Here is a 25,739-nt window from a genome sequence, read left to right on the forward strand (position 1 = left end):
TTGGTTGAGCAAGTCCAGCGCCGCCCCTGACGGCCCGTAGATCGCCGCGCATACGGGAACCCGACCCGGCTCAGGGGGGAGGGGGGGTCCCGACCCTCCGATCGACTCCAGCCGCATCTACACGAGGCGAGCCGTACGCCCGCGGGGGTGCTGAACGACGAGCCGGGGGGCTTCGCCGGGGTCGGTGCCGGGGTCGGTGCCTGCGACGACGTCGCTGGGGGAGCTGCGTTGCGCCAGCGCTCGGTCGTCAGTCAGGCTGCCCCTGCTGAGCCGCGAGCCGCGAGCCGATGGGCCGTCGGGGCTGGCTTGGCGAGCCGAGCTTGCAGGCTCGGCGCCGCCGGGTTCACGCCTTGTCCCCGAGCTCGACGATCACGTAGCCGCCCGACTTCTCGTCCTTCTCGAGCACCAGCAGCTCGCGGGCCTCGGCGTCCTCGAGCAGCTGGTTGAAGCTGCGGTAGCCGTGGTAGCTCTCCGAGAAGTTGGGCCGCTTGCGCTTGATGGTCTGCTTGACCATCGAGCCCCACAGCTTGCCGGGGCGGTCGCGGAAGATGGCCTCGACGGTGTCGAGGGTCAGCTCGATGGCCTCGTCCTGGCGCTGCTCCTCGGACTTGGGCTCGGTCGCCTTGCCCTTGGCCTTGGTCGCCTTGGCCCGGGGGCGCTTGGGCTTGTGCTCGCGGACGAGGTCGTCGTAGTAGATGAAGTCGTCGCAGTTCTCGACCAGCAGATCGCTGGTCGACTGGCGCACGCCGATGCCGATCACGCGCTTGTTGTTCTCGCGCAGCTTGCTGACCAGGGGCGAGAAGTCGCTGTCGCCGGTGATCAGCGCGAACACGTCGACGTGCGCCTTGGTGTGGGCGAGGTCGAGGGCGTCGACGACCATGCGGATGTCGGCCGAGTTCTTGCCCGACATCTTGACGTGGGGGACCTCGACCAGCTCGAACCCGCGCTCGTGGAGGTTCTTGCGGTGGTCCTTGTAGCGGCCCCAGTCGCAGTAGGCCTTGCGCACGACCACGTTGCCGCGCTCGAGCAGGCGCTCGAGGACGAGGTCGATCTCGAATTTCTTGAACTTCGCGTCGCGGGCACCGAGCGCGACGTTCTCGTAGTCGGCGAAAATAGCGATGTTGGGCGCGGCGCTGCCGTTGTCTGCCATGCCCGGGGGCGTACCACGATCGCGGGGGGCGAGCGATCGAGGCCCGAGCCCCGGGCCCGAGCCCCCCGCCCGAGCTCAGCGCACGACGTGCTGCTGGGTGAAGAAGCTGACCTCGTCGCGCTTGGCCTGGTGGACCCCGTTGACGTCGAGGTAGCGGACCGTGTCGAACGCGGCCTCGGGGTCGCCGTTGGGCATCGGCGCCGAGATCCACACGCTCTCACCGTCGGTCAGGGTGTCGCGGAGCGCGGCCTCGCGGGCGATGATCTCGCCGTCGAGCTCGAACTCGACCCAGCCGTCGTAGGGCCCGGGCTGGCGCTCGGGGTCGGGGCGGGTGAGCGCGGTCCACCACGCGGTCGTGCCGTCGGGGTACATGCCGAGCCGAATGATCGGATCGGGATCGACGACCAGCGGGCTGCCCATGGCCGTGAAGCTCTGGATCCGCGACCAGACCTTGTTCCAGGTCCACGGCGACACCCAGCGCTTGGTGCAGTAGCTCATGTAGTCGATCGTGGTGTCGCCCGGGTACATCGAGAAGTCGCGGATCCCGAAGCCGGTGTTGAGCGTGCGGCCGTCGGGGTGATCGGGGTAGCTCGGATCGTTGCCGGTCGAGGGGTTGCCCATGTCGTCGCACTCGACATGGCTGAGGCCCTGGTTGTGGCCGATCTCGTGGACGATGCTGGTTGACGTGGTGCCGATGTTGTTGTCGACCCAGACGTCGGCGTTGAAATTGGCGTTGATCAGCGCGCAGCCCATGACCCCCGAGCCCGCGCCCGTGTCGACCAATCCGACATAGTAGACATTGCTGGGCGCGCCGGCCTGACTCCAGATCTGCTCCATGGTCCCGAGCATCTGGCAGACGTTGGAGTTGGCCCCGCTATCGCGCAGCGGATCCATCCAGGTGTTGAGGGTCTGGATCGGCTCGGTCTGGTAGATCTCATTGGTGATGATCTCCATCTTGGCCTCGTCGGCGACGTCGGGCGCTCCGCCGTTGAAGGCGAAGGGCACGAACACGACGTTCATCTCCATTGGGAAGCTCTCGAAGCCGATCAGCTCGAGGCCGCTCTCGGGCGAGACGTTGACGTGCTCTTCCAAGCTCTCGCCGCCAGGCCCGACCTCCCACAGCGAGACCTGGAAGCGGGCGTCGGGCTCGATCAGGCCCTGGTCTGCGGGCAGGGCGAACCACATCGCGCCGTCGAGGTAGGTGTCGGACGCGTCGACGACGATCGTCTTTTGGGTCTTGTACTCGTAGGTCTCGCCGCCGACCGAGTACTCGAGCCGGGCCTCGATGTCGCGCTCGACCCAGTTCTCGTCGAGCTCGTGGTAGATGCGAATTAGCGTGTCGCGGCCGGTGACCAGGCGCGCCTCACGACCGGTCCCATCGACCCACTCGGCGCCATCGGCGATCGAGACGTTGACGCCGTGGTTTGCGGTGACTCGGGTGATCGTGATGCCCCGGGCGGGGACGGGCTCGAAGGCCCCCTCTTCGTCACCGTCACCGTCACCGCTACCCGTGGTCGGGCCGCTGATGCCGGTCTCGACGCCCGGACCCGTGTCATCGGCGGCGCATGCTGACAGACACAGGAGCAACGGGGCGAGGCAGGCGACGCGTTTCATATTGCGAAAACCATAGCGGGCAACGCGAGTCTTCACAACGGGGGAATGGTCACGGCGCGAGGCGCCCGCTCGTCTTCGCTCAGCTGCGACCAATGGTCACGCACCCAAGCTGAAGCGATACAGCGGCAGCGGGTCCTCGACTCTCTCGTTCTCGCGTCTGAAGTTCGGGCTCGCGCTCGGGTTCGTCAGAGCGCCAGCGCGTGATGATCCGGGTCATGGTCTCGGAGTACTCGCTCACGAGCACGAAGGCGGCGCTGTCGCCGACCCGGTCGTGGATGGCGGTCGATTCGCGCAGATCCGTGAACCGCAAGCCGCTCACGAGCGCCGACCAAGCAGGCCCAGACCGATACCCGCGAGGGCTGCGAGGACGTCGACTGAAGTGGGCGCGACGTCGGCGACGAAGTAGCCGAGCAGCGGGATCAACCCAAGCCCGATCGCTAGCGCGAACAGGAGCCCGCGGCGGCGCGAGGACAGGTCTCCGGTGAACATCCACAGCACGACCGCGCCGCTGATCAGCCCGGCGCTCAGCAACGCGGCCGGCTCGCTCCGGGCCAGGCCTGGGATCCTCGACAGCAAGGCCAAGCCGACGACGAGGGCGGCCAAGCCCAAGCCCGCGCAGCTCAGCGTGCGCCGGAGATACAGCGCCCCGCGAGCGTCGCCGTCGCGGGCTCGTCGACGCGCGAGCAAGCACCCGCCGAGCCAGGCGAGGGCGACCAGGCCCGCGCCGAGCAGCAGGTACGCGCCGTCGACGACCCGGCGCGAGAGCCCCGGCGTGTCCCACTCGCCGTAGTGGAGGGCGACCGAGGCCATGAAGCTCTGGAGCCCGATCCCCGCCCTCGGCAAGCTCCGGCAGTCGAGCAATTCACCGCTGGCGTCGACGGTGAACGAGGCCCGCGCGAGGAGGCCGCGGCCTTCGAGGTCGACGCGGATCCTCGCGCTGGCCTGGGTCGGGTGGTGAATCAGGATCCGGTGAAGCTCGGCGTCGGGGAGCTGCTCGCGGATCGCCGGGCATGCGCCGGACGCGACGAGCTCGCGCAGCCGCGTCGGGGCCAGGGTCGCGCTGCCTTCGTCGAGGGGCGGGCGGTCGACGGCCAAGACCTCGTGCATCAGCGCGTTTCGATCGCCGCCATAGGCGGCCCCGCCGACGATCGGAACAATGATCAAGGTCAGGCCCAGCAGCGCCCCGGTCCATGCCCACAGCGTCGCAACCGGGAGCAGCCCGAGCCCCAGCCACTGGTGCGCGCGCATGGTCAGCGGCGCTCGTTTGTGCGTCGCCGCGCGAGTGCGCGGACGCAGCCAGCGGCGCGTCGCCAGGCCCGAGAGCAGGACCAGGCCGAGGCCAAAGCCGACGACCCCGAGGGCGAGCTCGCCGAGCACGGGCTGAATCAAGAGCCGGCGATGGAGCTCCCGCAGGATCCACAGCGGCCCTTGACCGCGCCCTCGCTCGGCGCCGGTCTCGGGGTCGAGCTCGACGCGCACGAGCTCGCGATCGCTGTCGAAAAAGTCCGCCTGGATCCAGGGGTGCCCGGCGCCCGCGGGGTGGAGGGCGAGGTCGCCGGCGCCGAGCTCGGGGTGCTGCCGCAAGAGCTCGGCGAGGGCCTCGTCGAGGGCCTGATCGGAGGCCGGGGCCACGGCCTGGGTGGCGTCGGCCCGAAGCTGCCAGCTGGCCAGGGCTCGATCGAGCACCGCGCCCACGCCCGAGCCAAACACGAGGATCGCGACCACGGCCAGGGTCCCGCCCAGGCTTCGGTGGAGCGCGAACAGGCTCCGACGCCCGTGCCCGGGCCGGGCCGGTCGCGACCGGGCCGAGTCGCGCGAGCTCTCGGAGCGCGGGGATCGGCGCTGGGGGGCGCGGCGGAGCAGGGCCAGGCCGGCGAGCGCCAACCCGGACCACAGCGGCACAAACGCGAGGCTGGCCAGGGTCGCGCGCTCGACCGCAGGGGCTGGCCAGCTGCGGGCGATCAACCAGCTGCCCAGGCAGGCGAGCGCGCCAGTCAGGACGACGACCAGCGCCCGACGTCCGCGCCTTGGGCCCCGCGACTCAGTCGACACAGCTGTCGCTCTTCGTCGAGGCTGAGGGCCGCGCGCGCCACCGAACCAGGTCGCGCTCGCGCTCGACCGCGAATCGGCGACGGCCGAGCACGTCATTGAGGATCACCGCCGAGCGCCAGGCCATGAGGCTCAGCTGCGACTCGGCGATGCCATGGGTGGTGCGGGCGCCGTTGACGATGTAGGCCCGCTCGCCGTCGCGGCGGCGACGACGAAGCTCGAAGCTGCGCTCGACCTGCGGTCGGCCTCGCTCGTCGAGCTCGAGCTCGGCGAACAGGGGCTCGATGCACGGTGGCAGCTGCTCGCGCAGGCCCGTACACAAGATCACGTAGTCGGCGTCGACGCGCTCGTGTTGGTCATCGAGGTGGTTGTGCACGCCAAGCTCGAAGCCCGCGCCGCGGGCGTCGACGCCGACGAGCTCGCGGGCCGGGAGCAGCTCGACGCGTGGGCCGGCCCGGGTGATCGCTGCCTCGTAGAAGCGGTCATGGAGCTCGTGCAGGGTCGACGCCGAGATGCCGTCGCCCGCGAGCTTGTGGCGGGCGAGCAGGTGCTCACGGTGCTCGCTAGCGAGCTCGTGAAACACCGACACGAAGCCCGGCGTGAACAGGTGATTGGTGAACGGGCTCTCGTCGAGCGGCTCGAAGTTTGGCCGCCGGGAGACCCAGCTCAGCTCCGTGACCTCGCCCCAGGTGCCCCGCAACACCTCGAGCATGACCTCGGCGCCGGTCTGGCCGCCGCCGACGACCGCGACCCGAGCGCCGCGAAGATCGAGGCCCCGAGCGAGGATGTCGATCGCGTGAAAGCAGCGCGGGCCGAGCCGGGCCCGCGCGCACTCGGGCACCGCCGGGACGCGCCCGGTGCCGAGGACCACGTGCCGCGCTCGCGTGCGGCCGCTGGCGTGGATGATCTCGAAGCCGCCCGCGAAGGAGCGAAGCTCGCGGACCTCGTCGGCGAAGCGCAGCGAGCGGAGCCGCCCGGCGACCCAGCCGAGGTAGTCGGCAAATTCCCGGCGCTCGACCGCCGCGCCCTCGGCGGCCAAGAACGCGTGGAAGCGGCCGTGCTCGACCAGGTAGTTGACGAATGAGTGGCGGTTGGTCGGGCTGACCGCGGTGACCAGATCCTTGAGAAAGGAGGTCTGCATCCGCGAGCCTCGAAACATCAGCCCGGGGTGCCAGGCGAAGCGCTCGCGTCGCTCGAAGAAGCGCGTGTGGAGCTCGGGGATCTCGTCGGCGAGCGCCGCGATGCTCAAATTAAAAGGGCCGACACCGACGCCGGCGAGATCGACTTCATTGATCATGGTCATTGTCCCGACAATGGGTTTTGCAGCGGTGGCCCGAGGACCGGGAGCGGGCGGAGGGCGCCGCCGCCATGGTTGACCCGCAGGCGCGCGCGATTGAGGCAAATTCGCGCCATCGTGGGTTGGAGCAGATCCAGCCGCTCGAAGGCTTCGTGGAGCTCCGGGTGCGCGTCCTGGTAGCGGCGCAGGGAGCGGCGCAAGAGCGCGAGAAACTCGGCCTCGGCCAGGCCAAAGCTGCGCTCGAGCAGCGGCGCGACGAAGCGCAGCACGCTGACGAAGTAGCCCGTGTAGAGGTCGTGGAGCACGTGCTCGTCGGGCAGACCCGTGAGCTGATCGAGGGCCGAGCCCGGCGCGAAGCGGACGCTCTCGCGGCGGCGAAGATCGCCATGAAAGTCGCGCAGCACGATGCCCGTGGGCCGATTTTGAACGAAGATCAGGCCGAGGTTTTGCCCGTGGGCGATCACCCCGAGGCCGTGGGCGCACAGCAGGTGATAGAGCGGGACGGCGGTGTGCTCGAACAGCGCGCTGAGCCAGGCGCTGAGCGACAGCCCGCTGCGCTCGACCCAGACTCGGAGCAGCGGGGTGCCGGCGAGGTCGCGCTGGTGCAGGGCCGCCGCCGGGATCTCGGCCTCGTCGCGGGCGAGCTGGCTCCTCGCGCTGGTCCGCCAGATCGCGCCGAGCAGCTCGCGGACCCGGTAGGGCGCGGTGTCGAGGGCCTCGAAGTCCGGGTGGGGAACATGGACGCCGCCGAGATCGCCGAGGATGCGGACCTTTGCGAGGTTCGGATCGGCGGCGACCAGGGCCCGGAGCGCGACGGCGATCCCCGATCCTCGCGCGATGTCGCGGCCCGGCAGGCCCCGCCAGCACGAGGTGTTGAGGATCGTCAGCGCGAGCTTGAGATCGGCGCGCTCGGGGCGATCGAGGTTGGCGAGGGTCCGCAGCGACAAGCGCGGCGCGTAGCGATCACCGAAGGAGCCGAGCGCGACGATCGCCCCGCTGCCAAGCCAGCGACCGTAGTGGGCGGCGACGTGGTGTTGCCACTGCCAGGGGTGCACGGGGACCAGGACCCCAGGGCCGGCCAGGGCCGGCGCGCGGGTGGCCAGGCGCTCGAGCAGCCGGGCCTGCTCGCGCTCGTCGCAGCTCTCGGAGACCAGCTCGCGGCCGCGCGCGGCGGCGCCGCTGGAGCGCGCGAGCTCGGGGTCGACGACCAACCACTGCAGGCGCAGCTCGCCCTCGAACTCTGGCGCGTAGGCGCGCAGCGCATCGACCCCCCAGCCGATGCGGCCGCGATGGGCGATCAGCTTGGGGTGGCCGTCGAGGCAGCGCTCGAGCGAGACGCCGTCGAGCTCGGCGAGCGCCGCGGCGTCGCGCTCGCGCAGGGCCTCGCACTGCTGGGCCTCGGCGAGCAAGCCGTTGTGGATCTCCGTGAACCACTCGCTGAGCAGCTCGGGCGTGGCCCCGAGCTGCTCGCGAGCGTCGAACAACAGCTGCAGCGGCGAGTCGACCGGGCTGAACTCGCTGGCGCCGACGCGCCGCTCGATCCCCTCGCGTTCGACGTGGACGCCCCCCCAGGCGCTGGCCCGGGCGTGAAAGCGATACTCGATCGCGTCGCCGAGGCTCAGGCGGAAGCGATCGTCATCGAGGCGCTCGGGCGCGAGCAGACCTTCGAAGCTGAGCTCGCCGATCGCCTGGGCGAGCCGCCGGGCGTTTGCGAGGCGCCAGGCCTCTCGCCAGTCATCGCTCGCGCCGATCATCCGAGCTGACCGCCGAGCGAGGCGAAGAAGCGCTCACGAGTCATCACCATCAGGGCCGCGCGCTTGTGGGGAAATTGGACCTCGCCCCATTCGTCCCACGCGGTGCTCTTTGACCAGCCGCGGACCATGGCCTGATCGACCCGCGGCTCGCCGACCAGCCGCTGCGTGCGGGGCTCGTCGAGGAACAAGAAGTGGGCCATGGCCAGGAACCACTGCCGCCCCCAACCCCGGTGACGAAGCTCGGGCTCGCCGACGGCCATGTGAAAGCCGCGATCGTAATCCTCGGCGACATAGTGGGGACCGAGGCGATCTTCTTTGGCCCAATAGATCTCGTAGTAGGCGAAGTCCTGCGAATCGAACGCGCCGATCGCCGGGATCACGTGGGGATCGGCGAGGCGCGCGTCAATGTAGTCTCGCAGCTGCTCGGGGGGCCAGGCCTGGTCCCAAAAGCGCGCGACGACGGGGTCGTTCATCCACCGGCAGAAGCGGTCGAGGTCGCGCTCGGGGTCGAAGTGTCGGAGGCTGAAGCTGCGATCGATGCTCGCGCAGTAGCGTCGGTAGAGCAGCCCAGCCGGGGCCGGGGGGCGACGCGGGTGCTCGATGCCGGCGGTGGTCGTGCGCCCGAGCTCGGGCGGCGGCGGACGATCGTTGCGGTGATGCCAGGGCCCGGGGCGTTGATAGAAGGTCTCGCGCAGGACCACCCGATCGCCGTCGACGACGTGGGCGAGGCCCGCCCGGGTCGCAAACAGGTGATCGAGGATCAGCGCCCGGCTGCGCGTGGTCGGGGGCCCGATCCAGCGCAGCTCGGCGCGGGGCCCAGCGTCGCGCAGCTCGAAGTCGTGGGCCTGACCGTCGAGGTCGAGCCGAGCGCGGCGCCAGCTCGAGCGCGTCGGCGTCTGCCAGGTGATCCGGGCGTCGGGGTCGGCGTAGTTGGCGATGCGGTGGGCGCCCGCGAGCTCGGGCCCGGGCGACGCGGCGCGGGCCAGGGGGTTTTGCAGCGCGCGATAGATGAGCTGGGGATCGGGGAGCGAGACCTCGCTGATGCCGGCCGCGAAGCAGCGCAGGTTGGCCTTGGTCCACAGCTGCGGCGCGTCGAGCAGGTAGTCGAGCGCCGAGGGATCCGCGAGCCCGCGCTCGCGCTGGGTCTCGAGCGTGGCTCGGAGCTGCTCGACCAGCGCCGACTGGGTCAGACCGGGGATCATCGCGAGCGAGGCGATCACGTTGAACACGCCGTTGATGACGACCGAGTAGGCCCAGACCCGCTCGGCCAGGGGCGCCGCGAAGCTGGCCGCGGCGAGGCCCGGGAGGCGCTCACCAAAGCGCCGCAGCGCGAGCGTTGTGTAGGCCGTGCCCTGGGCGTCGCGGAACCACGCCGTGCGCGGCTCGAGCCCGGCGAGCTCGCCGTTGGCGGCGAAGCCGAGCACGAGGTTTTGCTGGTGGGCGCTGAGCAGCAGCCCGAACTCGGCCTGGGCCTCGATGATCGGCACGAGCACGCGGGCCAGAAAGCTGGCGAACCACCGCTGCCCGAGCTCAACCGCCGTGGTCGAGGCGCAGCGCGAGGCGGCGTGCTCGAGGCGCAGGGCGAGGCGGCTGCGACCGGATCGCGGGTGGTCTTGAACCAAGGTCGCGAGGGTCTCGACCGGGACCTCGGCGGCGAAGGGGTTCTCGCGCAGCGCGATGAAGGACACCGAGGGGCCGGGGCCTCCGGCGCCGTCGTCGAGTCCGAAGTAGGCTGGCTCGCGCAGGATCCGAAAGCTCGGGTGGCGACGCTCGAGGGCGCTGGCCTCGGTCTCGTCGAGCACCCGCCCGAGCAGGACGCCGCGCTCGAGCTCGGCCGGCGCGAGGGTCCGCAGCGAGTTGGTCAGGCGGATCGGCAGCGAGGCCTTGAGCATCCACGGGGCCGCGTCGGCGTGGAGCGTGCGCAGCGAGGAGGTCGGCGCCCACGGCCTGCCGCTTGGGCCGAGCGCCCGGAGCTGCTCGCGTTCGCGCAGCTGCGCGAGCTCGGGATCGCGGGCCAGAGCGCGGCCTTGGACGGGATGCAGGGGCAGGAGCACGAAGTCCTCGCCGAGCTCGCCCGCGCGCGCGGACCAGCTCGGATCGCTGGCGATCAGCTCGTCGAGTCGGGTCGCGGCCTCGGGCCCCCCGCCCATGAACACGCGCTCGCGCGCCACCGCCCACAGCTCGAGCTGCGTGCGACCGCCGAGCTCCGGGACGAAGCGGCCGTCGTGGCTGGCGTCGAGGCGCTCGCGCAGACGCGGGGCCGGGTGGACCGAGTGACCGAGGAGCAAGCCCTGCTCGGCCTCGACGAAGCCGAGGGGCTCGCGGAGCAGGTGCTCGATGTCGGCCGCGCGAGCGTCGAGGACCCGCTCGAGGTTGCTGGCGCTGGCGCGGACCCGGGCGACGAGGCGATCTCCGGCGGCCGGGTCGCGGCCGTCGAGTCCGATCGCCTGCGCGAGCTCGGGCTCGGCGACGAGCCGGGCGATGAGCTCGGTGATCGGCAGCGGGTGAAGCTCTCCTTCGAGGTCGCGCCAGCGCGCCGGGCCGGCCGCGATCCGGCCGACCCCGATCGGCTCACGCAGCGCGACCACGACGACCCCGGCCTGGCTTGGGAGCGGCAGCTCGAGCTCATGGCGGCCCGCGCTCTCGCGCACCGACCAGCCCTCGAACTCGCGGATCAGCGCGCTGAGCAGCGCCTGGACCGATCCATCAAAGCCCGGCGCCGGGTGATCGCCGAGGCGCCGAGGGGGACCCGAGTGTGTGCGTGCGTCGTCCATCAGTTGGGAACGACGCACGCGCCGACGTGGGCCTGGTTGGGGTCTGAGGCGCCGATCGACTCACACACGGCGCCGATGCCCTGGGCCGCGCAGGTGTTGGTGTCCTCGGTGGTGTCGCAGTAGTCCGTGCAACAGTAGTCCTCCGAGCTGCAGCCAGCGACGAACTGCGAGCAGTGGAGGCCGGCCGCACAGCTCGCGCCGGTCGCACAGGGCTGACCGACGCCGTTGCCCTCGGCGCCCCGCGGGAAGCAGACAAAGCCCTCGGGCGGCCGGTAGATGCAGGCCTCATCGCTGCCGCAAGATCCCACGATCAGGGGATCGCAGACCGGCGCGCACACGGGCAGGGAGCCGATGCCCACGCAGCGCTCCTCGTTCGCGCAGCCCTCTTCGACGCACAGCGGGTAGCACAGCCCCGACCACGGGGCGCCGTTCGGATCGAAGGGGCCGATGCACCACGAGCTCTGATCGCAGTCGTCGGTCCCGGCGATCACGCCGTCGTGCATGCACTCCTCGCCGGCACCGTTGTCGCCCTCTACGGGCAAGCACACGAACTCCCAGTCGTCGGCGCCGAGACGAAGCAGGCACTTGTAGTCGTCGGGACAGTCTTGCGCCTCCGGCAGGCACTGCGCCCCCTCGGGATCGCCCTGGCCCTCGCCCTCGGTCTCGCCGGTCTCGCTGGCCTCGCCGGTCTCGCCGGGTGTTTCGTGGTCGGCCTCATCCTCGTGTTCGGCGTGGGTTTCGGTGCCCTCGTCGTCGATCCCCGGAGGGGTCGAACAGGCGAGCAGCCAACACGAGGCCGTCAGGACCAGAGCGCGAGAAGAGGCTGAGAGCATGGGCCGCTTCTACTAGATATTGAAAATTGTTTTCAACTTAAATGATTTTATCGCCTGAGAGTCTTCTCAAGCTGTAGGTCTTGAAAATTAATTGATTTTGAAAACGGATATCAATAATGTCGGTCGCCATGGTCAACCTGGCATCCACCTCGACTCTGTCCGAGCCCGTCGTGCTCGGGGAGGTGAGCGAGACCTTGATGATCCCGCTGTGGTGCCGAGCGATCGAGAGCGAGCGACGCCGCGGACTCCTGCACGACCCCAAGGCTCAGGCGATGGTCGCCGCGCTCGACTACGACTTCGACCGTCGCTTCGCTGATCTGCGTCGACTCGCGTTCCGGGCCTGCTTGCGGACCGTGATGATCGATCGCTGGGTCCAGCGCTTCATCCGAGCGCGCCGCCACGCCACGGTCGTCGAGATCGGTACGGGCCTGAACACTCGCTTCGAGCGGGTCGATGACGGGGCGCTGCGATGGTTCGACGTCGACCTGCCCGACTCGATGGCGCTGCGCCGACGCTTCTTCACGGACACGAGCAGGCGCACGATGATCGAGGGGGCGTTTGGCGACGAGGACTGGCTCGCGAGGATCGAGCCGGCCGAGGGCCCCAAGCTGTTCATCGTCGAGGCCGTGCTCGTCTACCTCGACGAGGCCGTGGTCCGCCGGGGCTTCGAGCAGATCGCTCGGGCGTTCCCGGGCAGCGAGATCATCTTCGACACCGTGACGACCCGGGCGGTCAGCTCTCGCAACCGACCGATGATGAAGTCCTACCAGGCCCCCTTTGTGTGGGGCTGCGACGATCCGCGGGTGATCGAGGGCTGGGCCCAACACCGGCTGCGAGAGACGACGACGATCGACGAGCTGCCCCGTGAGCTTCGACGCCGCGTGCCGCTCGAGCACCGCCTGATGCTCCCTTACCTGCGCTGGCGCAAGCCCGAGCTGCTCCGCTCGCACGCCCTCAACCGCGTCGAGCTCCACCCCCCGATGACCGATGACCGATGACCGGTGACCGATGATCGGTGACCCCGCGCGAGCGCGGGTCGAGCCAGGGCTGTCCGGTCGCGCCTTGTTCACGCTGTGGCTGACGGTCTGCCTCGACATGGTTGGGTTCGGGATCATCCTCCCGGTGCTCCCCTTTCACGCCGAGCGCTTCGGGGCGACGCCGGCCGCGATCGCCTACCTGGCAGCGGCCTTCTCCCTCGCCCAGCTCGTCGCCGCGCCGCTGCTCGGGCGGCTCGGGGACCGCGTTGGCCGACGACCGGTGCTCCTGCTCTCGATCGCCGGATCGTGCGCGTCGATGCTGCTGCTCGCCGTCGCCAATGACCTCGCCTGGCTGTTCGTGGCGCGACTGTGCGCGGGGGCGTGCGGCGCCAAGGTCCCGACGGCGCAGGCCTACGTCGCCGATCGCTGCGCGCCCGAGCGACGCGCCAAGGCCCTGGGTCGGGTGGGCTCGGCGATCGGCGTGGGCTTCGTGCTCGGCCCGGCGATCGGCGCGCTCCTGACCACGCCGAGCTGGCCGGCGCTGCCCTTCGTGGCCGCGGCGGGGCTGAGCGTGTGCAATTGGGTGCTCGCGTTCGTGTGGCTGCCCGAAGCTCGCAACGCCCGCGCCCGGCCGACCCCGCGAGGCCCCCGGGCCACGCTGCGGCGCTCCCCCGTGCTGGCGCTCATCGGGCTCAACCTCGGCTTGTTTGTCGCGTTCGCGGGCATGGAGTCGACCTTCGCCCTGCTGCTCGAGGCCCGGCTGGGCTGGGGCGCCTCGGAGGTCGGGCTCTTGTTCACGCTGATCGGCGTGACGATCGTGCTCAGCCAAGGCGTGGTGGTCGGGCGAGTGGTCGCGCGGCTCGGTGAGCGAGGCACGCTGCGCGTCGGCCTCGTCGTGTTGAGCCTGGGCCTCGCGGGCTTGGGCGCGGCCAGCCACGCGCCGAGCTTGATCGTGGCCGCGTGCGCGGTGGCGCTGGGCAACGGGCTGGTCTCGCCGAGCTTGTCCGCGCTGATCAGTCAGGGCACGGAGCCGAGTCGCCAGGGGGCCACGCTGGGCCTGGCCTCGGCGGCCGCGAGCCTCGGCCGCGTGCTCGGACCGGTCGGAGCCGGGAGCGCCTTCGAGCTCCTCGGACCCGGATCGCCCGCGCTGCTCGGCGCTGGCGTGACCCTGGTGATGCTTGCGTGCACGGGCGCCAGGCTCCGCGGCCAGGACCAAGCTACAGCTTCGTCGCCGCGAAGCGGGTCGTGAACTCGAAGCTCGGCCCAGCCCGAGCGCCACGAGCTCCGCGCCGCCGACAGATCCAGGCGCGCGCTTGATGCCCTTCGAGGTCGCGCCCGCGCCGAGCAGGGTGTCGCAGGTGTCGTTGCCGTCGGGGCTCTCGGTCGTGCTTTGCGATGGGGTGGGCTGCAGGATCACCCACGCGGGAGCTGTGCGCGGACCAGCTCGGCGAGGGCGCTGACGTGGCCGTCGTCGCCGCCCATCTCGGCGAGGGCGTCGTGGAGACGCAGGAGGTACTCGACGTTGGCCCCGCTCGGTCCGACGCTGGTCAGGATCTGGGCGGCGACCTGCTCGAGCGGGGCCTCGCCGAGCCACTCGGGGTTGGTCGGCGTCGCGAGGTACACGAGCACGTCGGCGATCCGCCCCGCGCCGTGCACGACCTCGACCCGACGGCGCTCGTAGCCGCCCTTCTCGCGGTGGTCGAGGCTCGCGAGGACCTCGGGCTCGTGGCCGGGGGCCACGCGGTAGACCGTGCCCCAGCAGCGCTCGTTTCGCGTGCTCGGCAGCAGCGTCACGACCCGCCCGGGCGCCCCGGGGACGCCGCGGTGGTCCGTCGAGCCCTGCCAAAAGCGCCGCTGGAACCCGCGCACGTAGCCCGCGTGGCGCTCGGCGTGGGCGAAGGCGGGTCGCCAGACCAGCGAGCCGTAGCCGAAGATCCAAAGCGGGTTCGAGGCGGGGGACATGACTTTCAATCTTAATCTACACTCCCGGCATGCCGCAGCGAGGCCTGGTGCTCGTCCTGGCCCTGGCGACGGGGGCTCTCGGGGGCGCATGTCGCAAGCCGACCACGCCAGTCGAGCAGCCCGAGGACGCGCCGATCGCGGTCGTCGACGAAGAGGTCGACGCCCCCGGGGTCTGCAGCGCGGGCTGTGACCGGCTCGAGCGCTGCGTGCCCGAGCTCGTCGGGGAGATCGACGGCGACCCGACGGTGATCGCCGATCGCCTCGGGCAAGAGTGCGACTCCGCGTGCGCGACCTTCGAAGACCGGGGCTCGAGCCTCGCGCTGCGCGACTGCCTCAACCTCGACTCGTGCAACGCCTACTGGGGCTGCGTCGGGACCGCGACGGTCCGGCCGTGGCTGGCCGCGGTCGCGCCCGTCGGCGAGCGGACCTGCGAGAACTTGTGCAGCCAGGCGAGCGCGTGCGCGATCGCCAAGGTCTGCGAGACCGAGGCGGGCGGACGCAAGACGCGGCCCGGCAAGGCCGGCGCCGACGCGGGCGAGGACGAGCAGGTCATCGACCCCGAGTGCATGCGAGACGACGTCCGGCGCAGCGAGCTCGACGAGACCTGCCTGCTCTCGTGCGAGGCCACGCCCGTCGACAGCCCCGCGCGGACCGAGCTGATCGGCTGCATCGACCACGCCTCGTGTGACGGCATGCTCAGCTGCCTCGACAGCTGGGCCGAGACCGACTACGGCGACGCGAGCGGACCGACGCCGGGGATCAGCCCGACCTGCGACGCCTTTTGCACCCGCGCGATCGTGTGCGGCGCCGAGCAAGAGAACGTCGAGCTCGAGCCCGAGGAGCTCGAAGAGCTCAAGCAGGTGATGACCAGCACCTACGTCGAGTGTGCGGTCCAGTGCGGCAAGGACCTCGCGCCCGGCGACGAGGCGGCGCGGGCGGCCTTCGACGCCTGCGCGGCGGTCGAGACCTGCGAGGCGTTCACGACCTGCGCCAACGAAGTCTGACTCAAAGGCACACGTCGAGCTCGCGGCCAGCGTAGATCCGGGTCTCGCGGATGACCGCCGCCACGCCCGGGTAGTCCCAGAGGAGATCGTAGGGGCCACCGTTGATGCTGAAGGCGACCGAGTCTCGGACCGATTGATCGCAGTCGGGATCCTGGAGCCCGATCTCGGTGATGTCCCATACGTTGACGCCCTCGCCCTCGGGGCCGCCACCGAGCTCACCCTGCTCGACGGGCTCGGCCGTGGCGTCGCTGAAGTCGACGATCGGGGCATCGACGAGGTCGAGCGAGGCGATATCGACGGCAGCGTTGAGCGCACACCCGGCGTCGTTGAGCTCGAGCACGAAGTAGCTGAACTGCGTGGTCAAGGACTGGCCGGCCATGTCGTGATCAAAGTAGAGGTAGATTCGGTCTTCGTCGTCGACCATCGAGTTTTCGGACACGCTGAGCTCGATGTTGCTCGCGTTTGACGAGGTCAGCGGATCGGGAAAGCCGGACGCGGAGGCGAGCAGCCGGTGAAGCTCGACCGTGGGCTGGAAGTTCTCGCACGGGCCGGGGCCGGGGTCGCCGTCGCCGTCGCCGTCGCCGGTGTCGCCGTCGCTGTCGCCACTGTCGCCGTCCCCGCTGTCGGTCGTGTCAGCGTGGAAGTCGTCGCCCGGGCGGAACTCAGGGTTGACTCCCCAGATGCAACCCGACGCCAGCAAGGTGATGGCGAAGTCCGCCCTGCCAACCCACTCCACCGCTTGACGTTATCAGCTCTGCCAAGGTCGCCAAGGTCTCGATCGTCGAGGCTCCGCGCAACTGCTGCGTGCTCGCTGGCCTCTGCGATTCGGTGTCACACCCACAGATAGGGCACCATGTCCGAGGTGCTCGAAGATCCGCCAGGTGAGCCGTCGGGTGACGCAGACGACCCCCGACGGGGCTCGAATTTGCTCCTGATCGGGATCCTCGCAGGGGTCGCGCTCGGCGCGGTCGCGGGCGGTCAGTGGCCCCAGTTCGGGCGCGGGGTCGAGTTCCTCGGCGAGGTGTTCCTGCACGCGCTCATGCTCATGGTCGTCCCGCTCGTGGTCTGCAGCATGGTCATGGGCGTGGCCGCGTTCGGCGACGTGCGCAAGCTCGGCGGGATCGGGCTCGAGACGCTGGTCTACTACACGATCACGACGGCGCTCGCGGTCCTCGTCGGGCTCGTCGCCGTCAACCTGACGCGTCCAGGCGAGGGCGTGACGATCGGCGAGTCCGTCGCCGCGAGCTGGCGGATCGAAGACGACACCCTCGTGATCGAGGGCGGCGCCAAGCTCGAGAAGATCGACTATGACCACAAGTACCGGGTGGTCGTGCAGGGCCGCGCCAAGCCGGACGCGGAGGTTGAGACCTACCACGGTCGGATCCCCGAGTACGCGGCGGTGACCGAGACCGAGCTGCCGATCCAGCACTGGGAGCTCGCCGACGGCACGAGCGTGGCCCCGCCGGTCAGCGGCGAGCCCGGCCTCCAGCTCGAGCTCGCGAGGGCGCCAGTCCAGGACAAGACCATCCTCGAGGTCGTGCGCGAGGTCGTCGTCGGGCTCGTGCCCAAGAACCTGATCATGGCCGCAGCCGAGACGCAGGTCCTGCCCGTGATCCTGTTCGCGCTCGCGCTCGGGGCCGTGCTGACGACCCTCGGCGAGCGCGGAGGTCACGTGATCCTGTTCTTCGACGGGCTCAACGAGGCGATCATGATCATGGTCCGCGGGATCATGTATTTTGCGCCGATCGGCATCTTCGCGCTCGTCGCCGGGAGGCTCGGCCGCGCCGGGGGCTTCGAGGGCTTCTTGCCCCAGCTGCGACAGATCGCCTGGTACGCAGGCACGGTCATCGGCGCCCTCGGCTTTCACGCGCTGATCGTGCTGCCCGCGCTGCTCTTGTTTGTCGGCAAGAAGAACCCGATCGCCTACGCGAGCGGCATGGTCACCGCGCTGATGACCGCGTTCTCGACCGCGTCGAGCGCCGCGACGCTGCCCCTGACCCTGCGCGGCGTGGCCAAAAATGGCGTGCGTGCCCGCGCGGCCAGCTTCGTGTGCCCGCTCGGCACCACGATCAACATGGACGGCACGGCCATGTACGAGGCGGTCGCGGCCATGTTCATCGCTCAGGCCTACGGGATCGAGCTGACGATCGCCCACCAGGTCATCATCTTCTTGACCGCGACCCTCGCGGCGATCGGCGCCGCCGGGATCCCCGAGGCCGGGCTCGTGACGATGGTGATCGTGTTGAACGCGGTCAACCTCCCGACCGATGGGATCGTGCTGATCCTCGCGATCGACTGGTTCCTCGACCGCTGTCGGACGACGGTCAACGTGTGGGGCGACTCGATCGGCGCGGCCGTGATCGATCAGCTCGAGGGCTCGCCCGATCCGCCCGAGCTCCCCGCGGGCGCGACATGAGAGCCGCTCCCACTCGCCCGCGCGCCCCTCGAGGTCGCGGCACCTGTGGCTCCGGCAGGTGCCCCAGCGGCCCGTGGCCAGGGTCCCGCCCGGGCTTGGTCCTCGTCCTGGTTGTGGAGCTTGTCGTAGGGAGCTCGTCACGTCGCGCGGTGCGGATCCAGGCCATCGCTTGCCTTCTCGCTGCGCGGCGGTGCTCGCGGTCGAACCAGATCTCGCGCAGTGCGCCGCCCCTCGCTTGGACAGCCCCGCGGGCAGCCCACGTCGGTGGACTCTGGTAGGCTCGGCCCTCAGCCATGCAGCAGATTCAACGCACGATCGAGTCGCTCCAGGCCAAGGACGCCTGCCCTCGCCTCCACGTTGACGTGACCCACGCGGACGCGGTGTGTCCAGACTTCGTGCGCGAGAAGTGGACCGAGCGACTCGTCATCGACCTCGACCCCAGCTACCCGCTGGAGCTCGAGTTCACCGCCCTCGGGGTCGAGGCCAACCTCTCGTTTGGCGGCTACGTGACCCGCTGCGTCTTCCCCTGGGCGGCGATCTATGTCGTCGCCGAGCGCGACACGGGCCGCGGCCGCGTGTTCGAGGACCACGTCCCCGCGTCCTTGCGGGCCAAGCTGGCGCCGACCGCCGTCGACCCGAAGCTGACCAAGGCCACGGACAAGGATCGCGGCCGCGGCTCGCGTCGCCGCAAGCGTCGCCGCCCGGTCAAGGAGTCGCCGCCGGCCGTGGTCGGGCTCGCGGCGGCCGAGCACAGTGAAGGCGAGGACGAGGACGAGGGCGAGACCTCGGTCGATCAGGCCGAGGTCAAGACCCGCCGCGCGGCGTTCACCGTGATCGACGGGGGCAGCTGAGATGATCGCGAGCTCGGTCGCGCTGAGTGTGATCCTGGCCGGATCACCGAGCACGGTCGAGCTGCGTCAGGCGGGCGGGCAGACCCAGATCGTCAAGCACACGCCGAGGGTCAACGGCTTGCCGGTCCGCGGCGCCTACGAGCTGTGGGCGACGGCAGCCGACGCCGCGTCCACGCGCGTCGCCGCGCGCGAGATCGGCTCGGTCCGCTCGTCGCCCGACGAGGCTCGGGTATCGGGCGATGACGCGCGCGCGCTCGCGGCCGCACGCTTTGGCTGGGCGCCCGATCGCCTCGAGCTCGAGCTGGTCTATCTGCGCCATCTCGACGCGGCGGTGTTGGCCTGGGAGGTCACCTCGCCCCTCGACCTGGACCCGGCCCCGGCCCGCGCGCGGGTCTGGCTGAGCGCGTCGACGGGCGCGGTCTTGGCCCGGCGCTCGCTGACCTTCGACAGCGGCGCCCTCGTCTATCCCGAGAACCCGGCGTCCACGCCCACGCCGATCGAGATCGAATTCACAACGATCGACGTCGCGGTCGCCGACGCGCCCCTGGCCTCACCGACGATCGACGTGCGCGGCTGCGTGGACGAGTCCGACGAGACCCCGCCGGGCTGGTGGACGCCGGGCCAGTGCTTTCCCTACGCCCGGGCTCGGTCCGACGCGAGCGGCGACTTCTTCGTGCCGCTGCCCAACATCGGGCTGATCGCCGACAACGAGGCGACCGACGACCTCTACGCCGAGGTCGCGGCCTACTACTACGTCGAGCAGTTCTTTGAGCGGATGAGCGAGCGCGGCCTCGACAGCGCGCGCTGCGATCACTTCACGGTCGTCGTCAACCGCTACGCGCTCGACGAGGACGGTGAGCAGATCCCCCTGGGCGGAGCCAACTTCGTCGACGAGTGCGATCCCGAGCGGTCGCCCACGCTGATCATCGGCCAGGGTCGCTACGCCGACTACGCCTACGACGCCGACATCTTGTTTCACGAGATGGGCCACTCGGTCATTCAGCACCTCGCGCCCGACGGCCTCGCCGACCGCAGGTTCAGCCCGACCGGGATCGTGTCGGAGGCCGGGGCGCTCCACGAGGGGGTGGCCGACTACCTCGCGATGTCGCTCTCGGGGGATCCCGAGGTCGGCGAGTACATCGGGCGCTTCGGCGTGAGCGGCTCGACGCCCTACATCCGGACCGCGCTGCACGAGAAGGTCTGCCCCGACGACCTGGTCGGGCAGTGGCACAGCGACGGGCTGATCGTCTCGGGGGCGCTGTGGGCGGCTCGCGCTCGGGTCGGCGTGGTGGTTGACGAGATCCTGCTCCAGACCCTCCCGCGCCTGCCGCCCGACGCGACGCTCGAAGACTTCGGCCGCGCGTACATGGCCGCCGCCGAGGCCTTCGTCGCCGCGGGGACCCTCGCCGAGCTCGACTACGAGCTGATCGAGCGCAGCTTGACCGGCCGGGGGCTGCTCGACTGCCCCCACATCATCGACGACCTCTCGCTCGCGACCAACGGCAAGCGCATGGTCCTGATCGCCGCCGACGAGTCGATCGCCCCCTTCGCGCCGGGGCCCCTGCAGCTGCGCTACGAGGTCCCGCCCGGCGAGACCGAGGTCACCGTGTTCTTCACCATGAGCCTGAGCTCGGGCGAGGGGCCTCCGGCCGCGACCGTGCTCATGAAGATCGGCGGCGAGCCGATCACCTTCGAGTACGGGCTCGACGACGAGGATGTGATCACGGTGACCGGCGATTGGGACCTCGCCGCCGAGGCCGAGCTGCTCAACGGTCATGACTTCATCGCTCGCGTCCCCGTTGCGCCGGGCGACGTGCTCCACGTCGCCCTGGCCAACCGCACGGCCGGTGGGGTGTCGGTGTCCAACTTCTTCGTGGTCGCGAGCGACGTCGAGGCCGAGGTCGAGGGGCCCGGCTGCGGGTGCGTGAGCGCGGGCGGTGGCGCGGGGCCGTTTGGCGCGGGGCCGTTCGGGTGGATCGGGGGTCTCGCGCTGCTCCTGCTCGGCGGGCTCGGCCGTCGGCGGCGGGCCCGAGGCGTCGCCCCCACTTGCCGGCGAGAGCGGCTTCAGGCCCGGCGCTGACCGGCTCAGTCCGGCTCGGGTTCGTTGGGCAGGACCACGACCGGATCGGGCTTCGCCGGCCCATGGGGGAGCTCGCGGCCGCCGTGGGTGCCGTCGCTGTAGGGCGGGACCAGCTGCGTGTACGACTCCTGGCCCCGGGCGAGGTTGTCGAGCCCGATCTTGGCGACCAGCGAGACGATGTTGCAGTGCCCGACCTCGTTACCCGACCTCGACCCGCGGCGTCCGATGTAGGCCAAGTTGTCGCTCTTTTGTGAGTAGTCGTAGTCGTAGCAGGTCGTGTTCTCGCCGCAGACGGGGGCCGGGCTGAGCCACGGGCCGCCCTCGAACGCCGCCGAGCAGTCGCCCGCGGGGCTCTTGGTCTGGCGGTAGATGAAGGCCTTGCGCACGTTGTCTGCGATCTGGAGCTGCGCTCGGTCCGGGCCGGGCTCGGCAAAGTAGGGGGCGATCGCGAGGAGCCGATCAACCTCGGCGCGGTCGGCGTTCACGCGCGCGTCGCCGGCGAGCGCCCGGGGCAGCGCGTCGCTGACGATCACCGCCCCCGTCGACCACCCGGCGAGGCCTACGGAGCAGCTGGGATCCTTCTCATCGACCTTGCCGTCCTCGTTCTGATCGAGGGTCCCGATCATCCCGTCGAGCCCGGTCTGCCACTGCTCGCTCGTCCACACGGTGGCGCAGCGCTCGCCTTCACAGCGCTGGACGATCCCAGGCGAGCGCCGACACAGCTCGGCGAGGTCGCGGTTGGCCACGCTGTCGAGCTCGCCCGGCCCGGCGACGCACAGGGTCCGGCGACAGCTTCGGCCCTCGGTGTTGGCCAGCTCGACCCGCACGCCAGCGGGCAGCGGCTCGGCGCTGGGCGCCTCTTTGGTCGCGGGCTCGGCCGCGGGCGACTTCTTGGGTGGCTCGGGGGTTTGCTTGCAGCCGGCGACGAGGGAGACAAGACAAGAGGCGACGATCAGCTCTCGCACCGCCCCAGTCTAGCGGATCGCGGCTGCCGCGGTGCTCGCAGGCTGCCGAAGAGCCCCGCGCGGCCTCGAAGGCCAGGGACGCACTCTGGGCCGCGCTGGTTTGTTGGGCGGCCCGCTAGCAGCCCGGGGTGCTAGCGCGAGCGTGGGGCCGCGGGGACCAGCTCCCCGGTTTGGATGGCGCCGTCGCGCTCCCACTCGATCTCGACGGCCACGCCGGGCTCGAGCTCGCCGAAGCAGGCCATGTAGTCGTCGATGTTGTGGATCTCGCGCGCGCCGATCCGCTTGATCACGTCGCCCTTTTGCAGGCCCGCGGCCGCAGCGGGGCCCCCGTCACGCACGCCGTCGATCCCCATGCCGTCGACGTCACGGCCGTAGTCGGGCATCGTCCCGAGCGAGACGCGGAACTTGGTCCGGCCCTGGCTCGGGCGCTCGACCTTCACGTAGGTCAGCGGATCGCAGCGCTCGAGCAGCCCGAGCACGATGCGGCCCGCGAGCTCGCCGACCTCCGCGGCCCCGTCGCTGTCGAGCTTGTCGAGGTCGTCGCTCGGCTTGTGATAGTCGTCGTGGGCCCCGGTGAAGAAGTGCAGGACCGGGACGCCCTCCGCGTAGAACGAGGCGTGGTCCGAGGGGCCCCAGCCGTCGGCCATGCCCGCGAGGCGCAGCCGCCCGACGAGCGCTTCACCCTCGCCGGCTTCGGTTTCGGTTTCGGTTTCGGCTTTGGCAACGCCGCCGCCGCCGTTGGCTCGCTCGAGCAGCGCTGGCCACTCTTGCGCGGTCCCGGTCCCGTTGACGAGCAGGCTCTCGTTGTCGCGCAGGCGCCCGACCATGTCGAAGTTGAGCATCGCGAGGATCCGCGCGCGCTCGGACGCGTCGAGGGCCTCGACCATGTGCTTGCTGCCGAGCAGGCCCATCTCTTCGGCGCCGAAGGTCACGAACACGAGGTCGTGGGGGCGGTGCTCGGGCCCGAGCGCGGCGAAGGCCTCGGCGAGCTCGAGCACGACCGCGACCCCCGAGGCGTTGTCGTCGGCGCCGTTGTGCACGGCGTGCTCGCCGGGCGCGAGCGAGCTGCTGGTCCCGAGCCCGAGGTGATCCATGTGCGCGCCGATGATCACCCGCTTGCGCGTGTCTGCGGGCGCGCTGCCCGGGAGCACGCCGATCACGTTGGCGGTGCCGAGCACGACGGGCTCGATCGGCGTGTGCAGCTCGAGCGCGCGTCGGCTGGTCGCGCCGAGCTTGGGCGGGGCCTCGCCGCGGGCTCGCAGGGCCTTGCGCAGGGCCTCGTTGCCGGACTTGCCCACGAACACCGCGGGGATCTCGAGCTCGCTGAACTGGCCGTGGTTGGGCCACGGGCTGTCGCTGTCGGGGTCCCACAGGACCAGGCCCACGGCGCCGCGATCGCGCGCGGCGATCAGCTTGCCCTGGGGTCGGGTCTTGGCCGCGGGCGCGTGGGGATCGGCGCTGCCGACCAGCGCGACCGCGATCGCGCCGTCGAGCTCGATCTTGGCGAAGTCGCCGGGGTCGTCGCCCTCACCGGTGACGCCGTGGCCGACGAACACGAGCTTGGCCGAGACCGCGGTCTCACCGGTGTCGTGGCCGAAGGGCACGATCGCGTGGGGGATGTCGCCGAGGCGGCTGGCCTGGCCCTCGCGCAGGCGCGCGCCGTCGCCGACCTCGAAGCGCTGGACGAACTCACCCGCGCCCGCGCCCGGCTCGAGGCCGACGGCTTCCATGCGCGCGATGACCCAGGCCTGGACGCGGGCGTCGGCCTCGGTGCCTGGCGGCCGGCCCTGCTGGGCGTCGTCGGCCAGGAACGCGACCGCCTCATGAATGTCTTGGGCCGACAGCTCGGGCGCCGTCGGTGGCTGCGGGGTGTCGACCGCGACCTCGCTCGGTACGACCGGCGCGGGCGTGGGGTCGGCGCAGGCGGTCGCGGCGAGGATGAGGGGCAGCGCGAGCGCGGGGACGGGGGACCGACGCATGGCCGGACCGTACCCCGTCGCTCGCTTCGATCAAGCGACCCCCGGACTCAGTCGCAGTTGGTCTCGTCGGAGTCGTCGGGGCAGTCGTAGTACATGTCGCACTCGTACTCGAGCGGGATGTGATAGCCGTCGTCGCACACGAAGGCCTCGAGGCCGCAGCCCTCGACCTCGTCGGAGTTGTCCTCGCAGTCGTCGAACTCGTCGCACAGCCAGGTCTCGGGGATCTCGCTCCCGTCGCCGCACTGCGCGGCCGGGAGCCCGCAGCCCGTGACCTCGTCCGAGTTGTCGGGGCAGTCGGCCTCCTCGTCACAGACGAAGTCGAGCGGGATCGTCGAGCCGTCGGTGCACATCCAGCTGTCGCTGTCGCCGTCGCCGTCGCCGTCGCCGTCGCCCGTGTCACCGTCACCATCGCCGGGGTCGCCGTCGCCGTCGCCGGGGTCGCCGTCGCCGTCGCCGGAGTCGCCGTCGCCCGTGTCGGAGTCGCCGTCGCCGGTCCCGGTCTCGCCGGAGTCGCCGTCGCCGTCGCCGTCGCCGTCGCCGGACTGCGTGGTGCCGCCGTCACCGTCGTTCAACGTGATCAGGCAGCCGCTGGACGCCGCGAGGCCGTGGCTCATGAACGCAGTGATGGCCAAGAATTTCTTGAGGTCGATCTTCATGCTGGGATTGCTCCGGTCGATGCACACGGTGCCAGGCCCGCGCGCCCGCGGTCGAGCGCCCAGTCGGAGCAAAAACGGAGAAAATTCGTGTGCGGGCGCACTGCCTGACCGGCTACGACCCGAGCAGCCGCCGCAGCTGATCGACGTCGGAGAAGGGCAGGGTGCGGCCGCGGACGACCTGCCCGGTCTCGTGGCCCTTGCCCGCGACCACGACCACGTCGCCGGGCCCGGCCTCGTGGACGGCGAGCTCGATCGCGCGCGCGCGGTCGAGCTCGACGAGGACCCGAGCGCTGCCCTGGCGCAGCCCGGCGAGCAGCATGTCCGCGATCGCCTGGGGGTCTTCGCTGCGCGGGTTGTCGCTCGTGACGATCGCGAGCTCGGCGCCCGCGCCCACGACCGCGCCCATCGGCTCGCGCTTGTCCGCGCTCGCGTCCCCGCCCGCACCGAAGACCACGATCACGCGGCCTTCGGAGCCGGCGAGCTCGCGGGCCGTCGCGCAGCTGCGCGTGAGCGCGTCGGGGCTGTGGGCGTAGTCGACGGCGATGACCGGGCGCGCCTCGCCGTGATCGAGGATCTCGAAGCGGCCCGGAACCCCGGGGCAGCTCGCGATCCCGCGGGTCACGGCCTCGCCCGGGAGGCCGGCGGCGAGGCCGGCGAGCGCGGCCGCGAGCGCGTTCTCGGCGAAGACCTCGCCGACCATCCGCGTGCGTAGCTCGCCGCCGAGCGCCTCGGCGAGCGGCGAGGGGAGCAGCTCGACGTGGGTCCCGGCAGCCGTGACCTCGACGCGCGCGGCCTCGAGATCGGCGTCGTGGAGCTTGGGCCCGCGCGAGGGCGCCGCGAACCACCGCCGCGTGACGTCGCCGGGCGTGGCCTGGTCGATGAACAGCGCGAAGGGATCGGCGGCGTTGAGCACCGCCGTCTGCCCCGGCCCGAGGTGCACGAAGAGCTGGGCCTTGGCCGCGAGGTAGTGCTCCCAGGTACCGTGGGTCTTCAGGTGATCCGGCGAGAGGTTGGTGAACACGCCGAGGTCGAAGCGCCACGCTCGCGCGTAGCCCTGGGCGAGCCCGCGGCTGGTCGCCTCGAGCACCGCGTGACGACAGCCGCGCTCGGCCGCGAGCTGCAGGGTCGCCAGGAAGTCCTGGTAGCTCTTGCCCCGCGCGAGGGCCTCGCCGTCGAGATCGACGCCCACGGTCCCGATCCGCAGCGTCGAGTGACCCGCGGCCGCGACCGCGGCGGCCAGCAGGTGCGTGGTCGAGGTCTTGCCGTTGGTCCCGGTCACGCCGAAGGTGAACATGTCCTCGGCCCACGAAGCCGCGGGCGGGACCGGTCGGGGCGCTGTCTCGCTCACTGGGGGCAAGTTAGCAGCCTGGCGGTGCGC

The 25,739-nt window shown here is 71.0% G+C and carries 19 protein-coding genes; 6 read left to right on the top strand and 13 right to left on the bottom strand.

Features of this window, described 5'->3' with window-relative positions:
* Window positions 1-343: 343 nt before the first annotated feature.
* The 7 genes from ENSA5_RS24090 to ENSA5_RS24125 all read right to left on the bottom strand — a co-directional run bounded on the left by ENSA5_RS24090 (window position 344) and on the right by ENSA5_RS24125 (window position 11,471).
* Entirely contained in the window at window positions 344-1,150 is an 807-nt protein-coding gene (locus ENSA5_RS24090) for an NYN domain-containing protein (protein ID WP_106394041.1), read from the bottom strand.
* A 75-nt stretch (window positions 1,151-1,225) separates the two neighbouring features.
* Window positions 1,226-2,764 carry a zinc metalloprotease gene (locus tag ENSA5_RS24095; protein WP_106394042.1) on the bottom strand — a complete coding sequence of 513 codons (1,539 nt, stop codon included), beginning with the start codon at window positions 2,762-2,764 and terminating at the stop codon, window positions 1,226-1,228.
* 315 nt (window positions 2,765-3,079) lie between these two features.
* Complete coding sequence (locus ENSA5_RS24105; RefSeq protein ID WP_181198082.1) at window positions 3,080-4,816, bottom strand: PepSY domain-containing protein; 1,737 nt, start codon at window positions 4,814-4,816, stop codon at window positions 3,080-3,082.
* Complete coding sequence (locus ENSA5_RS24110) at window positions 4,806-6,110, bottom strand: lysine N(6)-hydroxylase/L-ornithine N(5)-oxygenase family protein (protein ID WP_181198083.1); 1,305 nt, start codon at window positions 6,108-6,110, stop codon at window positions 4,806-4,808. Before ENSA5_RS24110 ends, ENSA5_RS24105 begins: the two co-directional genes overlap by 11 nt.
* 2 nt (window positions 6,111-6,112) lie before the next feature.
* A complete protein-coding gene (locus ENSA5_RS24115) occupies window positions 6,113-7,864 on the bottom strand; it encodes an IucA/IucC family protein (RefSeq protein WP_106394046.1) in 1,752 nt (583 codons plus the stop codon).
* Entirely contained in the window at window positions 7,861-10,656 is a 2,796-nt protein-coding gene (locus ENSA5_RS24120) for a GNAT family N-acetyltransferase (protein ID WP_146156051.1), read from the bottom strand. The genes ENSA5_RS24115 and ENSA5_RS24120 overlap by 4 nt, the downstream gene beginning before the upstream one ends.
* The gene (locus tag ENSA5_RS24125; protein ID WP_106394048.1) at window positions 10,638-11,471 is read right to left on the bottom strand and encodes a hypothetical protein; all 834 of its coding nucleotides are present in this window, start codon (window positions 11,469-11,471) and stop codon (window positions 10,638-10,640) included. The genes ENSA5_RS24120 and ENSA5_RS24125 overlap by 19 nt, the downstream gene beginning before the upstream one ends.
* Before the next feature lie 128 nt (window positions 11,472-11,599).
* Between ENSA5_RS24125 and ENSA5_RS24130 the strand changes: the two genes are divergently transcribed.
* Both ENSA5_RS24130 and ENSA5_RS24135 read left to right on the top strand, forming a co-directional pair.
* A complete protein-coding gene (locus ENSA5_RS24130; RefSeq protein WP_181198084.1) occupies window positions 11,600-12,469 on the top strand; it encodes a class I SAM-dependent methyltransferase in 870 nt (289 codons plus the stop codon).
* A 10-nt stretch (window positions 12,470-12,479) separates the two neighbouring features.
* Window positions 12,480-13,697: an MFS transporter gene (locus ENSA5_RS24135; RefSeq protein WP_106394050.1), complete on the top strand. Its 1,218-nt coding sequence runs from the start codon at window positions 12,480-12,482 to the stop codon at window positions 13,695-13,697.
* 164 nt (window positions 13,698-13,861) lie between these two features.
* On the opposite strand, the gene ENSA5_RS24140 is transcribed toward ENSA5_RS24135, so the two are convergent.
* Window positions 13,862-14,410: a gamma-glutamylcyclotransferase gene (locus tag ENSA5_RS24140; RefSeq protein WP_106394099.1), complete on the bottom strand. Its 549-nt coding sequence runs from the start codon at window positions 14,408-14,410 to the stop codon at window positions 13,862-13,864.
* A 29-nt stretch (window positions 14,411-14,439) separates the two neighbouring features.
* Between ENSA5_RS24140 and ENSA5_RS24145 the strand changes: the two genes are divergently transcribed.
* On the top strand, window positions 14,440-15,414 hold the full coding sequence (locus ENSA5_RS24145; RefSeq protein WP_106394051.1) for a hypothetical protein: 975 nt from the start codon (window positions 14,440-14,442) through the stop codon (window positions 15,412-15,414).
* Between the two features lies 1 nt (window position 15,415).
* Here ENSA5_RS24145 and ENSA5_RS24150 read toward each other — a convergent pair whose 3' ends face one another.
* Complete coding sequence (locus tag ENSA5_RS24150; RefSeq protein WP_106394052.1) at window positions 15,416-16,150, bottom strand: hypothetical protein; 735 nt, start codon at window positions 16,148-16,150, stop codon at window positions 15,416-15,418.
* Between the two features lie 117 nt (window positions 16,151-16,267).
* Here ENSA5_RS24150 and ENSA5_RS24155 point away from each other — a divergent pair, with 117 nt between their 5' ends.
* The 3 genes from ENSA5_RS24155 to ENSA5_RS24165 all read left to right on the top strand — a co-directional run bounded on the left by ENSA5_RS24155 (window position 16,268) and on the right by ENSA5_RS24165 (window position 20,761).
* Window positions 16,268-17,830 (top strand): dicarboxylate/amino acid:cation symporter, encoded by a 1,563-nt coding sequence (locus ENSA5_RS24155; RefSeq protein ID WP_106394053.1) that lies wholly within the window; start codon window positions 16,268-16,270, stop codon window positions 17,828-17,830.
* A gap of 293 nt (window positions 17,831-18,123) precedes the next feature.
* The gene (locus tag ENSA5_RS24160; RefSeq protein WP_106394054.1) at window positions 18,124-18,681 is read left to right on the top strand and encodes a ClpXP protease specificity-enhancing factor SspB; all 558 of its coding nucleotides are present in this window, start codon (window positions 18,124-18,126) and stop codon (window positions 18,679-18,681) included.
* Window position 18,682: 1 nt separating this feature from the next.
* On the top strand, window positions 18,683-20,761 hold the full coding sequence (locus tag ENSA5_RS24165) for a gluzincin family metallopeptidase (RefSeq protein WP_106394055.1): 2,079 nt from the start codon (window positions 18,683-18,685) through the stop codon (window positions 20,759-20,761).
* Window positions 20,762-20,766: 5 nt separating this feature from the next.
* Here the strand turns inward: ENSA5_RS24165 and ENSA5_RS24170 are convergent, their stop codons facing one another.
* The 4 genes from ENSA5_RS24170 to ENSA5_RS24185 form a co-directional block, all read right to left on the bottom strand.
* Window positions 20,767-21,726 carry a hypothetical protein gene (locus tag ENSA5_RS24170; protein WP_106394056.1) on the bottom strand — a complete coding sequence of 320 codons (960 nt, stop codon included), beginning with the start codon at window positions 21,724-21,726 and terminating at the stop codon, window positions 20,767-20,769.
* Between the two features lie 131 nt (window positions 21,727-21,857).
* A complete protein-coding gene (locus ENSA5_RS24175; protein ID WP_106394057.1) occupies window positions 21,858-23,705 on the bottom strand; it encodes a M20/M25/M40 family metallo-hydrolase in 1,848 nt (615 codons plus the stop codon).
* Between the two features lie 47 nt (window positions 23,706-23,752).
* Window positions 23,753-24,361 carry a hypothetical protein gene (locus ENSA5_RS24180; RefSeq protein ID WP_146156052.1) on the bottom strand — a complete coding sequence of 203 codons (609 nt, stop codon included), beginning with the start codon at window positions 24,359-24,361 and terminating at the stop codon, window positions 23,753-23,755.
* Between the two features lie 112 nt (window positions 24,362-24,473).
* Window positions 24,474-25,709 (bottom strand): Mur ligase family protein, encoded by a 1,236-nt coding sequence (locus ENSA5_RS24185; RefSeq protein WP_106394059.1) that lies wholly within the window; start codon window positions 25,707-25,709, stop codon window positions 24,474-24,476.
* Window positions 25,710-25,739: the final 30 nt, after the last annotated feature.

Source organism: Enhygromyxa salina (genome assembly GCF_002994615.1).
Classification (GTDB): domain Bacteria; phylum Myxococcota_A; class Polyangia; order Nannocystales; family Nannocystaceae; genus Plesiocystis; species Plesiocystis salina_A.